The organism is Campylobacter sp. CCUG 57310 (assembly GCF_013201975.1).
In the GTDB taxonomy this organism is placed as follows: Bacteria; Campylobacterota; Campylobacteria; order Campylobacterales; family Campylobacteraceae; genus Campylobacter_A; species Campylobacter_A canis.
The window spans coordinates 1,174,285-1,191,075 of the sequence record NZ_CP053845.1 but is presented as its reverse complement, the minus strand read 5'-3'; the positions used below and the strand labels follow the sequence as shown (position 1 = coordinate 1,191,075).

Here is a 16,791-nt window from a genome sequence, read left to right as displayed (position 1 = left end):
TTTGCTAAATTTATATAAAGTGTTTACATGAAAAAGATTTTTTTAATAGTGGCAATATGCCTAAATTTGGTAGCTCAGAGCATTATAAACGGCGATGTTGAAATAGTTCAGATTGGTTCAAATTTTGCAGGAAATTTGAGTATCGACGGTAAAAAAAGAAGTTGGCATCCTCATCCAGAAGATAAAAATTTAAAATTTGCCATAGTTTCAGCAAGCTATCATAAAAAGGGCGAGTTGGTTTTAAAAAACGAGTTAAACGGCGAAATTACGAGCGTTATTTTTAAAGTGGAGCAAGGAGATTATAAAAAAGAAAAGATAAGCGTAGAGCCTTCAAAAGTAACTCCGCCAAAAGATGTCTTAGAAAGAATTGAAAAGGAGCGCAAAGAGGCTAGTAAAATTTATGCGACCTATTCAAAAGGGCTTAAATTTAACTCCGAGTTTATTAGTCCCATGAGCTCTGTTATCACAAGCGAATTTGGAACTGCTAGAGTTTTTAACGATCTGGTTAAGAGCTATCACTCAGGAACCGATTTTCGTGCGGCTATCGGTACTCCTGTAGTGTCCAGCAATGACGGTATAGTCGTAATCGCAAAAGATAGATACTACGCCGGAGGCTCGGTTGTGATAGATCACGGAGAGGGAATTTATACGCAGTATTATCATTTAAGCAGGATTGACGTAAAGCTTGGCGCAAAGATAAAAAAGGGCGAGATAATCGGACTAAGCGGAGCTAGCGGCAGAGTTAGCGGTCCTCATCTTCATTTTGGCGTTATCGTAAACTCAGTGCAGGTAAATCCGATAAATTTCATCAAAAAGATAAACGCTCTTTTTTAGTTTGACGACTTAACTTTTTCTTCACAACTTCTTTTTAAAATCTTTTCATAACTTTTAAGGAGAAAATATGAAAAGATTAAAAATCATGAGCATATTAGTTGCTTTTAAAGCTTATTTATCGGCGAAATTTGACAAAGCTCAGTCGTGCGGATTTGCCAAAATGATAAAAAACGCCGATGCTAAGACTTTGGGCGAAATTTCATTTGAGATAGATAAAAGAGCCGCCAAGCTAAGAGTTGAAGCCGAGGCTTCAAAGCAAGACTTTAAGTCCGAGTTTGATAAGAAAATAGCCTCTATAAGCCAAGATGAGCAAGCGAAATTTAAAGAAAAATTTATCGCCAGCTACAATGAAAAAGTCTTAAATTTAAGCGTTAAAGAGGCAAACGAACTGGCACTTAAGCCCATAGAAATTTAATCTAATACAACACGGAATTTGACCGAAACTACTCGGTCAAATTTGACTTTCTTATAATCTTAAATTTACATACCAAATTTAACTAAAAAGATAAATTTAAATTCACACTATAGATTATTTTATAAATTTTGCTTAACTTTTTCTTCACAACTTTTCTTTATACTTTACTTACATTTCAACACAAGGAGAGAAGATGAAAAAGTTAGGTTTGATTGCGATATTAATCGCGGGAAGTTTGTTTGCAAGCTCAATTAGCGATAGTTCAAACGAGCAGTTAAACAGCATGATAGCAAGTGCGGACGCAAAGACGCTAAGTGAAATTTCGTTTGAAATTCATAAGCGCGCGGTCAAGATTGATTCGCAGATAGCGGATATAAGAGGCGACTTTAGAGAGCAGATGAGAAAGAAGATGTCTGCGATGAGTCCTGATGAGAGAGTAAAATTTATGCAAGAGTATAGAGCAATGATGAGGGATAAAATAGACGCTTTAAGCGTAAAAGAGGCTCGTAAAATGGGATTTTACGCTTATGGCGTAGGTCAAAGTAACGGTCACGGCTGGCATCATAAATCAGGCAAAGGACACAAGATGAAAGCTCATCAAAACTGCAATCAAAATTTTAATTGCGGTATGAATCAAGCCCAGGGAATGGGTATGAATAAAAATAGCGCGCAGGGATACGGTGCAGGCTTTGGCTGTATGTGGCAGTAAATTTATGGCTCTTGCGTTCTTTGGCTCAAGAGCTTAAAGCTAAAATTTATGCTTTATTAAAATCAAAAATAGTAATATCCGTAAATTTAGCTTAAGGAGTAATGGTGGCTAAAATTTTAGTAGTCGAAGATGAGGCGATGCTGCTTGATATGATGTGTTCGTATCTTCGAAGTGAAAATTTTGAAGTAGAGGGTGTCAAAAGCTACAATGAGGCTTTGGATCTAGCCTATGAAAATAGCTTTGATCTATGGATATTTGACGTTAAAATCATCGGCGGCAACGGCTTTGAACTACTAAAAGAGCTAAGAGAGGCTAGAAGGCTTACTCCTTGCATATTTACTACATCTTTAAACACCATAAACGATCTTCAAAAGGGCTTTTTGAGCGGATGTGATGACTATATCAAAAAGCCTTTCGAGCTTAAAGAGCTGCTTTTGCGCGTAAATAACATCCTTAAAAGAACATTTGTGCATAACGTAAGCGAATTTGAAATGCTTGATGAAAATTTCAGCTTTGATATGAAGCAAGGCGTGCTCTATAAGGGCGAAGAGATAGTAACCATGCCTAAAAAACAAGCCAAACTTTTAACTCTGCTGCTTAAAAACCGAGATAGGTTCATAAGCAGAGATGAAATTTATGAGCAAATTTGGGACTATGACGAGAATCCAAGCGAGCTTAGTCTGCGCGTTTATATAACCGAACTGCGCAAAATTCTTGGCAAGGAGCGTATAGTAAGCGCATCAAAGCTAGGATATAGATATGTTTAAGAAACGCCATGTTTTGCCCATATTTTTGCTGTATTTTTTAACCAGCGTTGCGTTTTTGGTGTTTTTCGGCAAAGTTTTTTATGATAGAGAAAAACACTTCATAATGGACAAGGACGCATTTGATTTTAGGGATTTTAAGCGCGAACTTCAGATAAAACTTCACAACAACGGCGAGCTTGACGATGATGACTTTGACGACATGAAGGCTTATGTCGTAAATTTAAAAACGGGCGAAGTGATAGAAGATGACTTTAAGCCAAAGCAGGGAATGGGGCGTAACTACATGGACGGTGAAGAAAATGTAGTGCAGTTTAAAGTCCATGATAAAAAAAGTCAAAACGAGTATCTTGTAGCCATTAAGCGCACTGATGTTAAGGTTAAACTCTTAGCACTCAAGGCTCAAATTTTGCTCGTTTCGCTTGGAGTCTTGGCCGCGATCTTGCTAATAGCTTATCTTATCATCAGGCTATCTCTGCGTCCGCTATACGCAAAGATAGAGTTTTTAGACGGATTTATCCGCGATACGACTCACGAGATAAACACTCCTTTAAGCGTGATTTTGATGAGTATAGAGCTATTTAAAACCGATCCTGAAAAATATCTTGGCAATATCAAAACCGCCGCGCATACGATATCAAATTTATACGAAGACCTTACGATCTTAAGGCTAAATAAAAAATACGAAGAGAATGAAGAGGTAAATTTAGCTCATATAGTAAGCGAGAGGCTTGAGTTTTTCTCGCTAAATTTAAAGCAAAAAGGCATAAATTTAACTGTTGATATCAAGGATGTCACGCTTGTAACTTCAAAATTTAAGGTGCGAAAGATAGTTGATAACCTCTTAAGTAACGCCGTGAAATACTCAAACGAAGGCGGAGATGTAAGCGTGAAGCTTGATAAAAAAGCTCTTGTTATCACAAATAGCGGACAGGGAATATCAAAAGAGAATTTACCTCATATATTTGATCTTTACACGAGATTTGACGAGGCAAACGGAGGATTTGGCATAGGGCTTAATATCGTTAAGAAATTTTGCGATGAGCTGAAATTCAAAATAAGCTGCAAGAGCGGTAACGGCATAACGGAATTTAAAGTCGCCTTTTGATACGACTAGATAAATTTCAAGTATTTTTAAGCAGGTATCAGAGTAAAATTTATATGATATTTTTGGCTGTTTTGGCTAAATTTAAAGACCGTTTTTGGCGATGAAACTAACTGCTTAAAAGTTAAAATTCAACCAAATTTATAGCTTAAAGATGTAAAATAGCCTTTAAATTTTAACTTTAGAGCTTGTATGGACGATTTACAAATTTTTTTAATACCCGAATATATCGGTATCGCATCTGCGGCGGTTAGCGGGTTTTTGTTTGCGGTTAAGAGAAATTGCGACTGGCTTGGCATATTTGTCTCAGCGCTACTGACGGCTCTTGGCGGAGGATTTATGAGAGATACCATAGTATCTAGACCTCTATACTCATTTACTCACTACATGCCTTGCATTATAGTTATAGTCATGCTTGTTCTCTCCGCTCTTTTTAGGATTCACAAGCGTAGCGATATAGAGAAGAAATTCCTTTTTGTAACGACAGACGCCGTGGATCTGGTAAGCTTTTCTATCGTCGGAGCGATAATCGCCTTGCAATATGGATATAATATCTTTGGAGTTGTTATGCTTGCGCTTTGCAACGGCGTAGGCGGGGGAATTTTGCGTGATGTTTTATTTAACGAAGTTCCTTGGTTTTTAAAAACGGGTCTTTACGCGACCGTTAGCATCGTAGTCGGTGCGGTCTATTTTGTGATGCATCATTTTGGATTTACTAATATATGGTGGATAATGGGGCTTTTTGCTTTCGGTATTGTTTTTAGGCTTTTGGCCTATTATAGGGGTTGGCACTTGCCAAGGCTTGATTAAAGGAGGATGAAATGTATCTTTTAGACACTTATGCGAGATTTGATTTTGGATTTGAAAGAGGAAACGGCGCCATGCTTTTTGATAAAAAGGGGCGAGATTATATAGATTTTGCTTCGGGTATCGGCGTAAATTCTCTTGGACATGCAAATAAAAGCATAGTAAAAGCGATTAAAGAGCAGAGCCAAAAGATGCTTCACAGCTCAAATTTATACGCTATAAAGCCTCAAGAAAAGCTCGCTAAAGCGATATCAAAGGAGCTTGGATTTAAGGCTTTTAGTTTCTTTTGTAATTCCGGTGCGGAGGCTAATGAGTGCGCCATAAAGCTAGCCAGAAAGTATGGTGCGACAAATTTTAAAGAGAAAAAATTTGAGATAATAACTCTTAAAAATTCATTTCACGGCAGAACTCTAGCTACTTTGAAGCTAACCGGACAGGATAAATTTCATCCTGAAATTTACGCTCCTTACATAGAAGGCTTTAAATTTTATGACGGCATAGATGAGATAATTAAAAATATAAATGAAAAAACCGTTGCGGTTATGATAGAGCTAGTTCAAGGCGAGGGCGGTATAAATGCGCTTGATAAGAGCGAAGTAAAGCGCCTTGCAAAAGTTTTAAAAGAGAAAAAACTACTTCTCATAACAGATGAGGTTCAGTGCGGAGTGTATAGAACGGGCGAGTTTGTTACATCTAAGCTTTATGGTATAAAGCCTGATATCATTACCTTTGCCAAAGGGCTTGGCGGAGGAGTTCCTATCGGTGCTTGCGCTTGCAGGCATAGTGTATTTGCTCCGGGAGATCACGGATCTACTTTTGGCGGTAATTTTCTTGCTACTAGCACAGCACTTGCCGTTTTAAGCGAGCTTAAAAAGATCAAAAAAAGTGGTAAGCTAGATGAAACTATAGAAATTTTTAATGAAAATTTAGATGCTCTATGCTCTAAATTTCCTCAAATTTTTGATAAAAAAGAGGGTCTTGGACTAATGCTAGGACTTAGCTTAAAAGATGAAATTGATATATCAAAGCTTATAAATTTGGCAAATAAAAACCGTGTCTTGATATTAAAATCAGGAGTAAAAACGCTTAGATTTCTACCCTCTTTAAATATCAAAAAAAGCGAGATCAAAGAGGGATTTAAAAGGCTTACAAAGGCTATAAGTGAGTATAAAATTTAGCTCGTATTTTGATAACTGGCTAAATAAAAACTACTATAAAAACGGTGTTAATATAGGAAAAAATGGGGATTTTTACACATCCGTTAGCGTAGGGGCTCTTTTTGGGGTTACGCTTGCTTATCATTTTTTAAATTTGCTTAAAAAGGGCGAATTCTCGCCAAATGCAAATATCGTTGAGATAGGCGCAAATGACGGCTCTATGATGGGCGATTTTATAAGCGGAATTTTTACTTTTCAGCCTGAAATTTTAAAAACTTTGAAATTTAACATCATAGAGCCTCACGCAAATTTGCGCAAAATTCAAACTCAAAATTTAAAGCAAAAATTTGGCGACGAGGTTATCATAAATCATTTTTTGCATTTAAAGGAGTGTAAATTTGATGAGGCGTTTTTCATCTCAAATGAGCTATTTGACTGCTTTGCTTGCGAGGTAGTAGATGGCGATAAGATGCTTTACGTTAAGGATGACGAGCTATTTTGGGATAGCGCAGATAAGGAAATTTTGGCAGTTTGCAAGAAATTTGAAATCACTAAAGGCGAGATCATAACCGGCTTAAGCGAATTTGCAAAAGATCTGGCAAATTCGGCGCGCAAACTTAAGTTTATAACTTTTGATTACGGAGATATGGGCTCTAGGAGCGATATAACGCTTAGAATTTATAAAGAGCATAGGGTTTTTAGTCCGTTTGAGCTTAGAAATTTAAAAGAGTTTTTTGGAGTAAGTGACATAACTTATGATCTGAATTTCGCGCAGGTTAGGCAGGAATTTAAAGATTGCGGTTTTGATTTTAAAGGGTTTAAAAAACAGTCCGCAGCGATAGTGGATTTTGGCGGCGCTGAGGTGCTTGAATGTGTGCTTAAAAACGGCGGAGATAGTGCTTACAAAAGCTTTTTAAAGCAGTTTAAATTTTTAACTAGCCCTGAATTTTTAGGCGAGAGGTTTAAGATGATAGAATTTGACAAAGGGACGAGATGAAATTTGTAACATTTTTTGACGGCTGTGTAAAAACGGGCATAGTAAGTAGTGATAACGAGCTTATAAGCTTTGATGAAATAGGGCTTAAATTTAAAGATTTAAATGACTTTATAGAGCGTGCAAGCGATAAAGACTATAGGCTTTTAAGTGTTTTTGAGGCTCAAGCGAGGGGGCTTAAGATTGGCGAGGCAAAGCTTCTTGCGCCTATCATAAAGCCTCGTCAAGATATCATCTGTCTTGGCATAAATTACATGGATCACGCAGCCGAATCTGCAAAATTCAAAGGCGAAAAATTTGACAGCAAGCGCGAATATCCCGTTTATTTCTCAAAGAGAGTAAATGAGGCGGTGGGACATGGGGGCGAAATTTTAGCTCACGAAAGAGTAACGCAAAAGCTTGATTACGAGGTTGAGTTAGCTTTGATAATCAAAAAAGATGCTAAAAATGTAAGTGCAAAAGACGCGAAAGATTATATCTTTGGCTACACGATATTAAATGATTTTAGTGCGCGAGATTTGCAAATTCGCCATAAGCAGTTTTATTTCGGCAAGTCGCTTGATACGCATTGTGCTATGGGTCCTGCGGTTGTTACGGCTGATGAACTGGATAGCTCAAATTTGACCATAAAATGCTATGTAAACGGCGAGCTTAGACAGAATTCAAACACTTCTAATATGATATTTAAAGAAAGATACGTGATAGAGGAGTTAAGTAGCGCTATGACGCTAAAAGCGGGCACTATAATATCTCTTGGCACGCCAAGCGGAGTCGGCATGGGGTTTGAACCGCCTAAATTTCTAAAAAGCGGTGATGTGGTTCGTTGCGAGATAGAGGGTATCGGAGTGCTTGAAAATTTTATAAGCTAAATTTATGCTCGCTACCGGATGATAAAACAAACCAGCATATACGCTTGCTTTGGCTAAAATTTAATCCGTCTATTGAGTAAAATTTGCGTTTATCTCCATCTTGTTTGACTATGATATCAACTTTATACGGCATAAAAGGAAAGCTTTTGAAGTGACATGAGACAACTTCATCTTTTGCTAAGCTTATCTCCTTTAAAAGCTTTGCAATGATAATTTTGTCATCGTAAATTTCAATATATCTGAAATTTAACTTATCAAAAAGATTATAAAGCAAAACCGTAGCTAAAACTACTCCTATGACAAGCTTCGCTCCATCGCTAAAGAGCATAAATGATGTCGGAAATATAAGAAGTAAGAGTATAGGTGTGCAAGCTATAAATAAAGTAGTTTTATTTCTGCTATCAAGCCTGTATAAAAGCTTTGAGCTATTTTGTGAGTTCATTTTAATATAACTGCCGCAATAGCAAAGCCGCCGTCATGGCTTATACTTGCGTCTACTTGCGAGATTTTAAAATTAGATTTAATTTTCTCTGAAAGTTTGATTTTTGGTGCGTTTTTTTCGGTTTTATAAATTTCTATATCAAAAAACGAACATTCATCGCCGATACCGCAACCAAGAGCCTTACTAACAGCTTCTTTAAGCGCGTAAAACCCTGCTAGAGTCGCATCGGTTTTTGCTAAAATGATCTCGTTTTCATTTAAAAAGCGTTTGGCAAAGGCTTCACCGTAACGCTTTTTAAGTCTTGAAATTCTATCTATGGCAACGATATCAATCCCTATCATTGAACCACAAAGTCGGTAAAGTAGATATTTTTAAGATGACCGTCGGCAAGCACTTCGTTTATACGATCAACTATCTCGTCTTTTAGGCGATCTTTGCCCTTTATCGTGCTTACTTCTTCAAAAGTTTTAGATGATAGCGTCCTTACTATTATATCTCTAATGAGTGGTTTTTTCTTGTCTATTTCAGGGGTTAATGCTTCGGCGTTTAGCTCCAGCTCGACCTTTGTTTTAAGAAATCTTGACCCGCTGTCGCTTAACAAATTTACGATAAATTGATCCATCGGATAGACAGGGCCCATGTTTATATAGTCGGTTGAACGCTTGATAGAAGCGTTTTTAGAAATCATTTGTCCTTGAGTTTGTCCGTCTTGCATACTGTTTGGTTGATCGTTGCCACTTAATACAAGATACGCGATAAGACCGCCTATAACTAAAAGCAATACCAAAACTATGATTATTATTATGAGAATGAAGCTATTTCCCTTTTTAGTTTGCTTTTCTTCCATCTCTTCAGCCATCAATACTCCTTTTTTTGTATAATTATATAACAAAATTTAAAAAATGAGAAAATATGATACATAAAACTAATGCAGCAAGAATTTTGGACGGTAAGAGCGTAGAGTATGAGCTGTTTGAGTATGAAGTCGATGAGAGTGATCTAAGCGCCGTTAGCGTAGCTTTAAAATGTGGAGCCGATATAACTCAAGTTTATAAAACGATAGTATGCGAGTGTGAGCCAAGAGGCTTTGTAGTAGCTTGTATACAGGGTAATTTAAGCTTGGATCTAAAAGCTTTGGCAAGAGCTAGCGGGCATAAACGTTGCGAGCTTTTAAATTTAAAAGATCTTGAGAAAATAACGGGCTACATCAGGGGCGGTTGCTCTCCGATCGGTATGAAAAAGACCTTTGATACATTTATCGATGAACGAGCTTTAAATCAAAATTTCATTTATATAAGCGCAGGCGTTAGAGGTAAGCAGTTGCGACTCAATCCTTGCGACTTGATAGAGGCTGTGGGTATGAAAATAGCCTTAATAGCTAAATGATAATTAATAAAAAGATGATATAATCGGCTTTAATTTTTTAAATTTATTATATTTTAAAGAGAAGTGATTGATGCTGGAAGAAATTTTTAGAGAGTATGATATACGCGGTATTTTTGATAGAGATTTAAATGAAACCAGTGTAAAAGCAATAGGTCTGAATTTAGGTCGCGAAATGCTAAAAAGAGGCGCTAAAAACGTAAGCGTGGGATATGATGCCAGACTTAGCGCGGATGAAATTTTTAGTTGGCTTGTTAGCGGATTAAACGGTGCTGACATAGAAGTTTTTGATATTGGACTGCTTCCTACTCCGGTTGGTTATTTTAGTGTGTTTAACGACAAATTTGACGCAAATATCATGATAACCGGCTCTCATAATCCAAAAGAGTATAACGGATTTAAGATTACTATTTTTAAGGACAGCTATTTTGGTACCGATCTTCAGAGACTAAAAGATGATGTTGTCTCTACGATAGAGGCTAAAACGCAGATAAAAGATGATTTTAGAGTAGCTAAATTCGATATCGCAAGCGAATATAAGAAATTTATCATAGATCAGTTTGCGCACCTTAAAAATATGAATCTAAAAATCATAATGGACTGTGCAAACGGAGCCGTAGGAGCTGTGCTTCCTGAAATTTGTAAGAGTTTAAATTTAGATGCTGAAATTTTATACCCTAACCCTGATGGAAATTTTCCAAATCACCACCCCGATCCTAGCGAAGAGAAAAATTTAAAAGACATTAAAGAGGCTTTAAAGGGTGAATTTGAGATAGGGTTTGGCTTTGACGGGGATGGCGATCGTATAGCCGTGCTTACTAAAAATCGCAACATAAAAGGCGATGAGCTAGCCTATTTATACTCGCTTGCCATGAAAAACCCACGAGTTTTGGGCGAGGTAAAATGCTCGCAAAATATGTATGATGAGATTGATAAAAACGGCGGCAAAAGCTTCATGGGCAAAACCGGTCATAGTAATATCAAAAAGGCTATGAAGGAGCTAAATATCGATATGGCGGCGGAAGTTAGCGGTCATATATTTTTTAAAGAGCGATATTTTGGATTTGATGATGCTTTGTATGCCATGTTTAGGGTGCTTGAGCTTATACAAAAGGGCATAAATTTAGACGCGGAGCTTGATAAACTTCCAAAGGTTTACAGCACCGACGAGATTAAGATTAACACGACAGAGGGTGAAAAATTTAAGATAATTGAAAATTTAAAAATCAGACTTCAAGATAACTTGCAAGAGCTTCCGGAGATAAAAGAGATCATCGATATAGACGGTGTTCGCGTTAGATTTGATGATGGTTGGGCGCTTGTAAGAGCTTCAAATACTACTCCGGTTATAGTTACTAGATTTGAAGCTAAGGATGAGCAAACGCTTGCAAAACTTCAAAATGCTTTTTTAAACTTAGCAGAAAATATAAAAAATAATACTTAATGATTACATCCACTCTAAAACCTGTGTGATATCGCTTGTTGTGAAGCATTTAAGACCTTGATTATCAAGCGGTTTTGAAGGGATGATGGCATTTTTAAATTTTTGTGTTTTTGCCTCTTTAAGTCGTTGATCTAGGTTAAAAACCTCCCTTATTTCGCCATTTAGACTAAGTTCGCCTATAAATACGCTCTCTTTGCTGATCGGACGATTTTTAAAGCTACTTATGATAGCCGCTATTACCGCCAAATCCGCTGCCGTTTCACTTACCTTAACTCCGCCTGAAACGTTTATAAACACATCGTAATGACCAAGCGGAATTTCCAGCTTTCGCTCAAGTAGCGCTAAAAGCATATCGAGGCGATTTTTTTCATAGCCTGTGCTACTTCGTTTAGGATAGCTGCTTTCGCATACCAAGGCTTGAATTTCAACGCTTAGTGCGCGAGAGCCCTCCATTATGATAGTTATCGCCGAGCCGCTAACCGCTTTTCCTCGAGTAAAAAATTTGCTTGAGATATCGTTTGCGCTGATTAATCCTTGAGAACTCATCTCAAAAATCCCGACTTCGCTAGTTGAGCCAAATCGGTTTTTAAACCCTCTTAGTATCCTAAGCTCTCTGCTTGCGTCGCCTTCAAAATAAAGCACGACATCAACCATATGCTCTAGAATCCTAGGACCTGCTATGGAGCCGTCCTTGGTTATGTGGCCGATGATAAAAACGCAGATGTTTTCGTTTTTGGCTAGGCGCATTAGCTCAAAAGTTATCTCGCGTACTTGCGATACGGAGCCTGGAGCCGAGGCGATCTTTTCGGAGTATAGTGTTTGTATCGAGTCTATGACAAGAACCTTATAATCATTTTTTCTGATTTCGGTCATAATGTTTTCAAGTAAAATTTCAGTGAGCAGAAAAAGCCCGTCTTTTACGGCATTTAACCTATCGGCTCTGATTTTTATCTGACTTGCGCTCTCTTCGCCGCTTACGTAAAGAGTCTTTTTATTTTGAGAGGCTAAATTTGAAGCTATTTTTAAAAGAAGCGTTGATTTGCCTATGCCCGGACTTCCTCCGATTAGTACCAAAGAACCCTCCACGACACCTCCTCCAAGCACTAAATCAAGCTCCTTATCCTGAGTGCTTATGCGTGAAATTTGCTCTATTTTTATATCTTTTATCTCTTTTGCTAGAGCTAGAGAATTTGATGTTTTTGAAATTTCATCCAGTGCCTTAATCTGAGTCTTGCTAAGCTCTAAAAAACTATCCCAAGAGCCGCATTCAGGGCATTTGCCTACCCATTTACTTTGCTGATTTCCGCATGCTTGACATTCAAAAATAGTTTTTGCTTTAGCCATTTTTATCCTTTTTGTCGATTATACTTAACCTTTTATAAAATTTACGAAAATAGTGAATTTAAATTTTTGTATTCTTAAATTTGTTTAATCAAAATTTACACAAATTTCATTTATCTATTTCAAAACGAAACACAATTTTAATAAATTTTAATAAAATAGCACTAAAATAAATTTATTTTAAACTTAATGAAAATAAAATTAACGATTAAAGTTTTTGAAATGGAGGTTTTTATGAAACCCGGATTAAGTAAAAATCAGTTTTTGGTTATCTCATTAACGCTTTTTGCCATGTTTTTTGGTGCGGGCAATTTCATTTTCCCGCCGACTTTAGGCAAGGATGCGGGAGAGAATTTTTATATAGCTATTATGTTTTTTTGCGCTACCGCGGTTCTTTTACCCGTTCTTGGGGTTGCAGGCATAGCAAGAGCTAAGGGTTTGCAAAATTTAGTTAGGCGCATAGATCCTGTTTTTGCGATAGTTTTTACGGTTCTTTTGTATCTTACGATAGGGCCTCTTTTTGCCATACCAAGAGCGGCTAATATGCCTTTTGATATAGCGATTAAGCCGTTTATAGAGGCTAGTAATCTTCAAATTTGGCTCTTTGTATATTCGGCGGCTTATTTTGCGCTCAATTACTACGTATGTTTAAATCCTTCAAGGCTTGTTAAATTGCTTGGAAGATACCTTACGCCTTTGCTTTTGATACTGATACTTTTGCTTTTTGGGGCGGGGTTTTTATACCCTATCGGAGAATTCGGAACGGCAGTGGGAGAGTATGCCAATCACGCCGCATCAAAGGGATTTGTGGAGGGTTATCAGACTATGGATGCTTTAGCTTCGCTTGCCTTTGGTATCATCGTAATTAACGCTATCAAAGATAACGGAGTTCACGATGAGCGTCATATGGTTGTTTCTACGATTAAGGCCGGAATGATGGCGGGAATTATTTTGATGGTGATATATCTTATGCTTGGATATCTTGGTGCAACTTCAGCCGAGTTATTTAAGGATACTACTGAAATAAACGGTGCGGCTCTTTTGTCAAAAGTCAGCGATTATTACTTCGGTAAGATAGGTGTCGTTATACTGGGTTCTGCATTTTTCCTAGCCTGCCTAACTACCACTCTTGGGCTTATAACTTCTGCGAGCGAGTATTTTGAGGAGCTTACAAACGGCAAAGTAAAATATAAAATTTGGGTTGTTTTGTGGTGTCTGATAGGCTTTGGCGTGGCAAATTTCGGTCTTACTACCATTATAAAAGGCAGCATCCCCGTTCTTGTTGCGATATACCCTATAGCCATTATCTTGATAATTCTTTCGCTTATTAATCCTATTATCGACTCAAGCAAGCTTGTATATCGCTCTTGCGTCTATACTTGCGTTGTCGTTGGGCTAGTAAACGGACTCGATATTATAGGCGTATCTATACCGCTTTTAACTCCGTTTGTAAAGACTATGCCTTTTTATGACGCAATGCTTGGATGGATAGTACCTAGCCTTATGATGTTTGCTATAAGTTACATTGCTTATCTGATGTTTGAAAAAAGAGAGGGAAGCTTTTAAAATTTAGCCGATTTGTCGGCTAAATTTTAACTTATATAGGAGATATGATGCAAAAAGATAATACATACTGCCTACATATTGAGATAGAAGAACAACAAAATAGTGTAGAATTTTTTAAGGATGTTTCTGCTTTGCTTAATAGCATAAACGATTTAAATAACGCTATTTGCTCTTGTTTAAATACAGAAATGGATACAGAGGTTATACTTGATGGTGTATCTAGCGGATCGCTAAAAACTTTTTTGCATGATAATATTAAAAAAATACCAGATGAAGCTATAGCAAATTTCATCAAAAAGCCCAAAGAAACAGCAAAGGATATGGTAGCTCATGTTGTTATAAAAGCAAAACACTTGCTTCTTAAAAAATTGCAAGAAGAGCCAAAAGAGCTACCAAAAGCCACAGATGAAATTATCGCTGAAGTAATAGACGAAGCTGGATTAAAAGGCTATGGGTATAGTATAGATAAGGCGTCTATACTTAAATCACTTTCAGGTATATCAAAAAATTCAAAAGGATTTAAAATGCCTCCTATAATAATGGTTCAAGATGAAAATTTAGCTCTTGTCGGTGATTATACTTTTGACCCGCTAGACGTAGAGGGTGTTGTGGAGGAAAAGAGCGAGTATCAAGGAAGCTTTTTTATTAAAAAGCCTGATTTGGCTGGGGATAGCAAATGGACTATCATACATGGCAAAAACATAGATGTTAAAATAATTGACAATAATTGGATCAATAAACTAAAAAATCATGAAGTTGTATTTGGATGTGGCGACAAGATAGCTGGAACTTTAATAACACATACATACGTAGATAGAAATTTAAAAGTCATCGGCACGGACTATTTTTTAGATAAGATTTTAGGAGTATACCCTCCTAACTCTGGCGAGCAAAAAACTATAGAATTTAAAAATCCTAACTCATAAGCTTAGACACAAAGGCAAACGATGAGCTTAGTATCTCGTTTGCCTTTGTGATTATACCTGCGTCAATTCCTTTTTTAGCGTATTCTCTCAGGCTCTCACCAAAGCTTTTACCGCTTTGTAAGCTCTTTGGTTTTAGCCCTTTTAGCGTCATCAGCTTTACTCTACTATGAGATCGCCATCTTCTACACTCTATAAATTTGTTATCTCTCAGTCATTCAATAGTAGAGGCAAAAACTCTTGTTAGAGCACAGCTCTTTAATGATAACAATTTATATATAAAGTAAGAGTTAAAATTAGAGCTGGAGAAGACTTTGTTTGAACTTTGACATAACTTTTTACTAAACTACAAAAAACAAAGCAATAAAAGCATTGAAATGAGTGGGTTTTGATAGTTTTTCTTTATCAAAGTTAATAGGAGAAAAGGATTAATTTTGGCATGTAAATAAAATTAGCCTCAATTTATTTTTTTGCACAAAATTTGATAGCTAAAATTTCAGCTATACATCCCGTCTACTAAGGTATCCACAAATTCGTTAGGCTCAAATTTAACCAGATCGTTCATACTTTCGCCAACTCCGATGTATAGTATAGGTAGCTCAAGCTCTCTTGCTACTCCAAACAGCGCCCCACCTTTGGGTGTGCCGTCAAGTTTTGTGATGATAACGCCGTCAAGCTTAACCATGTCGTTAAAAGCCTTAGCTTGAGCAACTCCGGCGTTGCCTTGAGTGCCGTCAAGCACTAAAATTTTACGGTGAGGCGCGTTTTCATAAGCTCTAGCACTTATTCGAACTATCTTGCTAAGCTCATTTGCCAAATTTGTCTGATTTTGAAGTCTGCCGGCGGTATCTAAAAGCACGTTATCTATGTTTTTTGCAAGTGCTGAAGAGATAGTATCAAAAGCGACCGCTGAAGGATCATGTCCCTGATTTGTAGCTATGATAGGAACTTCTATGCGTTTTGCCCACTGTTTTAGCTGCTCGATGGCTCCCGCTCTAAATGTATCGCAAGCTCCTAAAATAACGCTTTTATTAGAAGTTTTGTATAAATTTGCAAGTTTTGCGATGGTTGTAGTTTTGCCCGCACCATTTACGCCTAAAATAAGCTCTACAAAGGGCTTATCCAGCTTTATCTCTGCGACATTTTCGTATATGAAATAAGTCTTTAAAATTCTCTTTAGATCATCTTTTTTAACTTCGTCTTGAGGCGGAAGATAATAGATGATCTCTTCGACTATCTCGTAGCTTACGTCAGCTTCTAAAAGCATCTCTTCTAAAATTTCTTTTGAAATTTTTTTATCCGCCGGTCTTGAGGAGCGAATCGCCTCAAGTGTTTTATCAAGCCCCTTTTTGAAAAATCCAAACATCAGTTAATCACCTTGCTTATATCGCTTTCTAGCATCTCTTCAGGAACTAGCCCTACGTAGTGAGTTGCGTATGTCCCGTCCGGCTTATAAAGCACCATGTACGGTATACCGACAACTCCGCCTAAAGACTTTGCAAAGTGGAGGTTGTTCGCGCCGTAAGTTATATCAAATTTTACTTTATAATGCTTAGCAAACGCTTCAATCTCGTCTTTTGCCTTATCTTCCATCAAAACGCTTATGATTTTAAGCTTGCCTTTAAATTTATCTTGCAGGTTGTTTAAGTGCGGTATCTCTGCTTTACAAGGCGGGCACCAAGTGGCAAAAAAGTTAAAAAGTATCGCCTGATCGTTTCCTTCAACCTTGACTCCGCGATCAAATTTTTGAAGTTTTATCTTCTCTTCGTTTAAGAACGTAAGCTCAAATGGATCGTTTGAACTTGCGTCATCTTTTTTAGCCGTCTCTTTCTTAACTTCTTGCTTTTGCTCCTCTTTGATTTCCGCTTGTTTGATCTCTTGATTTGTTTGGTTATCGCTTTGTTTTATCTCTTTTAATTCGCTTGTTTTGGCTGATTGCACACTTGGAGTATCATTGCTTGATTTTTTATCCGTATCGCTGCAACCGCTTACAAAAAATATTAAAAATGTTATAATCAGTAGTCTGAATTTCATATAG

General features: G+C 37.2%; 20 protein-coding genes. 13 read left to right on the top strand and 7 right to left on the bottom strand.

Translation table 11 applies throughout. The features are described 5' to 3' along the window. The first annotated feature begins 27 nt into the window (after positions 1–27). The 9 genes from CORI_RS05895 to CORI_RS05855 all read left to right on the top strand — a co-directional run bounded on the left by CORI_RS05895 (position 28) and on the right by CORI_RS05855 (position 7,654). Positions 28–834, top strand: coding sequence for a M23 family metallopeptidase (locus CORI_RS05895; protein ID WP_173031201.1), 807 nt, complete (start codon positions 28–30; stop codon positions 832–834). A gap of 67 nt (positions 835–901) precedes the next feature. Continuing rightward, entirely contained in the window at positions 902–1,249 is a 348-nt protein-coding gene (locus tag CORI_RS05890) for a DUF1104 domain-containing protein (RefSeq protein WP_173031200.1), read from the top strand. Between the two features lie 193 nt (positions 1,250–1,442). Continuing rightward, on the top strand, positions 1,443–1,958 hold the full coding sequence (locus tag CORI_RS05885; protein WP_173031199.1) for a DUF1104 domain-containing protein: 516 nt from the start codon (positions 1,443–1,445) through the stop codon (positions 1,956–1,958). Positions 1,959–2,062: 104 nt separating this feature from the next. Beyond that, positions 2,063–2,725 (top strand): response regulator transcription factor, encoded by a 663-nt coding sequence (locus CORI_RS05880; RefSeq protein WP_173031198.1) that lies wholly within the window; start codon positions 2,063–2,065, stop codon positions 2,723–2,725. Beyond that, positions 2,718–3,830: a HAMP domain-containing sensor histidine kinase gene (locus tag CORI_RS05875; RefSeq protein WP_173031197.1), complete on the top strand. Its 1,113-nt coding sequence runs from the start codon at positions 2,718–2,720 to the stop codon at positions 3,828–3,830. The genes CORI_RS05880 and CORI_RS05875 overlap by 8 nt, the downstream gene beginning before the upstream one ends. A 189-nt stretch (positions 3,831–4,019) precedes the next feature. Next, entirely contained in the window at positions 4,020–4,637 is a 618-nt protein-coding gene (locus tag CORI_RS05870) for a trimeric intracellular cation channel family protein (RefSeq protein WP_172197834.1), read from the top strand. 11 nt (positions 4,638–4,648) lie between these two features. Then, positions 4,649–5,812 (top strand): acetylornithine transaminase, encoded by a 1,164-nt coding sequence (locus tag CORI_RS05865; RefSeq protein WP_173031196.1) that lies wholly within the window; start codon positions 4,649–4,651, stop codon positions 5,810–5,812. Then, positions 5,796–6,788 carry an SAM-dependent methyltransferase gene (locus tag CORI_RS05860; RefSeq protein WP_254064890.1) on the top strand — a complete coding sequence of 331 codons (993 nt, stop codon included), beginning with the start codon at positions 5,796–5,798 and terminating at the stop codon, positions 6,786–6,788. Before CORI_RS05865 ends, CORI_RS05860 begins: the two co-directional genes overlap by 17 nt. Continuing rightward, a complete protein-coding gene (locus tag CORI_RS05855) occupies positions 6,785–7,654 on the top strand; it encodes a fumarylacetoacetate hydrolase family protein (RefSeq protein ID WP_173031195.1) in 870 nt (289 codons plus the stop codon). Before CORI_RS05860 ends, CORI_RS05855 begins: the two co-directional genes overlap by 4 nt. On the opposite strand, the gene CORI_RS05850 is transcribed toward CORI_RS05855, so the two are convergent. The 3 genes from CORI_RS05850 to fliL are packed head-to-tail and all read right to left on the bottom strand — an operon-like array spanning position 7,644 to position 8,955. Beyond that, positions 7,644–8,096, bottom strand: a complete 453-nt coding sequence (locus tag CORI_RS05850) for a hypothetical protein (protein WP_173031194.1) — start codon at positions 8,094–8,096, stop codon at positions 7,644–7,646. The genes CORI_RS05855 and CORI_RS05850 overlap by 11 nt on opposite strands. Further along, a complete protein-coding gene (gene acpS / locus CORI_RS05845; protein WP_173031193.1) occupies positions 8,093–8,437 on the bottom strand; it encodes a holo-ACP synthase in 345 nt (114 codons plus the stop codon). The genes CORI_RS05850 and acpS overlap by 4 nt, the downstream gene beginning before the upstream one ends. Then, on the bottom strand, positions 8,434–8,955 hold the full coding sequence (fliL, locus tag CORI_RS05840) for a flagellar basal body-associated protein FliL (protein WP_173031192.1): 522 nt from the start codon (positions 8,953–8,955) through the stop codon (positions 8,434–8,436). Before fliL ends, acpS begins: the two co-directional genes overlap by 4 nt. Before the next feature lie 53 nt (positions 8,956–9,008). Here fliL and ybaK point away from each other — a divergent pair, with 53 nt between their 5' ends. Continuing rightward, a complete protein-coding gene (gene ybaK / locus CORI_RS05835; RefSeq protein ID WP_173031191.1) occupies positions 9,009–9,482 on the top strand; it encodes a Cys-tRNA(Pro) deacylase in 474 nt (157 codons plus the stop codon). 70 nt (positions 9,483–9,552) lie between these two features. Next, on the top strand, positions 9,553–10,923 hold the full coding sequence (locus CORI_RS05830; protein WP_173031190.1) for a phosphomannomutase/phosphoglucomutase: 1,371 nt from the start codon (positions 9,553–9,555) through the stop codon (positions 10,921–10,923). A gap of 3 nt (positions 10,924–10,926) precedes the next feature. Here the strand turns inward: CORI_RS05830 and radA are convergent, their stop codons facing one another. Continuing rightward, the gene (radA, locus tag CORI_RS05825; RefSeq protein WP_173031189.1) at positions 10,927–12,267 is read right to left on the bottom strand and encodes a DNA repair protein RadA; all 1,341 of its coding nucleotides are present in this window, start codon (positions 12,265–12,267) and stop codon (positions 10,927–10,929) included. A gap of 231 nt (positions 12,268–12,498) precedes the next feature. Between radA and brnQ the strand changes: the two genes are divergently transcribed. Beyond that, on the top strand, positions 12,499–13,830 hold the full coding sequence (brnQ, locus tag CORI_RS05820) for a branched-chain amino acid transport system II carrier protein (protein ID WP_173031188.1): 1,332 nt from the start codon (positions 12,499–12,501) through the stop codon (positions 13,828–13,830). A gap of 47 nt (positions 13,831–13,877) precedes the next feature. Continuing rightward, positions 13,878–14,756, top strand: coding sequence for a hypothetical protein (locus tag CORI_RS05815; protein WP_173031187.1), 879 nt, complete (start codon positions 13,878–13,880; stop codon positions 14,754–14,756). On the opposite strand, the gene CORI_RS05810 is transcribed toward CORI_RS05815, so the two are convergent. The 3 genes from CORI_RS05810 to CORI_RS05800 all read right to left on the bottom strand — a co-directional run bounded on the left by CORI_RS05810 (position 14,746) and on the right by CORI_RS05800 (position 16,787). After that, positions 14,746–14,907: a hypothetical protein gene (locus CORI_RS05810; protein ID WP_173031186.1), complete on the bottom strand. Its 162-nt coding sequence runs from the start codon at positions 14,905–14,907 to the stop codon at positions 14,746–14,748. The genes CORI_RS05815 and CORI_RS05810 overlap by 11 nt on opposite strands. A 342-nt stretch (positions 14,908–15,249) precedes the next feature. Then, the gene (ftsY, locus tag CORI_RS05805; RefSeq protein ID WP_173031185.1) at positions 15,250–16,119 is read right to left on the bottom strand and encodes a signal recognition particle-docking protein FtsY; all 870 of its coding nucleotides are present in this window, start codon (positions 16,117–16,119) and stop codon (positions 15,250–15,252) included. Beyond that, positions 16,119–16,787: a TlpA disulfide reductase family protein gene (locus CORI_RS05800; protein ID WP_173031184.1), complete on the bottom strand. Its 669-nt coding sequence runs from the start codon at positions 16,785–16,787 to the stop codon at positions 16,119–16,121. Before CORI_RS05800 ends, ftsY begins: the two co-directional genes overlap by 1 nt. Between the last annotated feature and the right edge of the window lie 4 nt (positions 16,788–16,791).

Coding starts and splice junctions, on each gene's coding strand:
- fliL (WP_173031192.1), bottom strand. CDS start 8,955: ATGGCTGAAGAGATGGAAGAAAAGCAAACTAAAAAGGGAAATAGCTTC.
- CORI_RS05850 (WP_173031194.1), bottom strand. CDS start 8,096: ATGAACTCACAAAATAGCTCAAAGCTTTTATACAGGCTTGATAGCAGA.
- CORI_RS05810 (WP_173031186.1), bottom strand. CDS start 14,907: ATGACGCTAAAAGGGCTAAAACCAAAGAGCTTACAAAGCGGTAAAAGC.
- CORI_RS05885 (WP_173031199.1), top strand. CDS start 1,443: ATGAAAAAGTTAGGTTTGATTGCGATATTAATCGCGGGAAGTTTGTTT.
- CORI_RS05890 (WP_173031200.1), top strand. CDS start 902: ATGAAAAGATTAAAAATCATGAGCATATTAGTTGCTTTTAAAGCTTAT.
- radA (WP_173031189.1), bottom strand. CDS start 12,267: ATGGCTAAAGCAAAAACTATTTTTGAATGTCAAGCATGCGGAAATCAG.
- CORI_RS05855 (WP_173031195.1), top strand. CDS start 6,785: ATGAAATTTGTAACATTTTTTGACGGCTGTGTAAAAACGGGCATAGTA.
- brnQ (WP_173031188.1), top strand. CDS start 12,499: ATGAAACCCGGATTAAGTAAAAATCAGTTTTTGGTTATCTCATTAACG.
- CORI_RS05830 (WP_173031190.1), top strand. CDS start 9,553: ATGCTGGAAGAAATTTTTAGAGAGTATGATATACGCGGTATTTTTGAT.
- CORI_RS05870 (WP_172197834.1), top strand. CDS start 4,020: ATGGACGATTTACAAATTTTTTTAATACCCGAATATATCGGTATCGCA.
- ftsY (WP_173031185.1), bottom strand. CDS start 16,119: ATGTTTGGATTTTTCAAAAAGGGGCTTGATAAAACACTTGAGGCGATT.
- CORI_RS05875 (WP_173031197.1), top strand. CDS start 2,718: ATGTTTAAGAAACGCCATGTTTTGCCCATATTTTTGCTGTATTTTTTA.
- ybaK (WP_173031191.1), top strand. CDS start 9,009: ATGATACATAAAACTAATGCAGCAAGAATTTTGGACGGTAAGAGCGTA.
- CORI_RS05895 (WP_173031201.1), top strand. CDS start 28: ATGAAAAAGATTTTTTTAATAGTGGCAATATGCCTAAATTTGGTAGCT.
- acpS (WP_173031193.1), bottom strand. CDS start 8,437: ATGATAGGGATTGATATCGTTGCCATAGATAGAATTTCAAGACTTAAA.
- CORI_RS05865 (WP_173031196.1), top strand. CDS start 4,649: ATGTATCTTTTAGACACTTATGCGAGATTTGATTTTGGATTTGAAAGA.
- CORI_RS05800 (WP_173031184.1), bottom strand. CDS start 16,787: ATGAAATTCAGACTACTGATTATAACATTTTTAATATTTTTTGTAAGC.
- CORI_RS05815 (WP_173031187.1), top strand. CDS start 13,878: ATGCAAAAAGATAATACATACTGCCTACATATTGAGATAGAAGAACAA.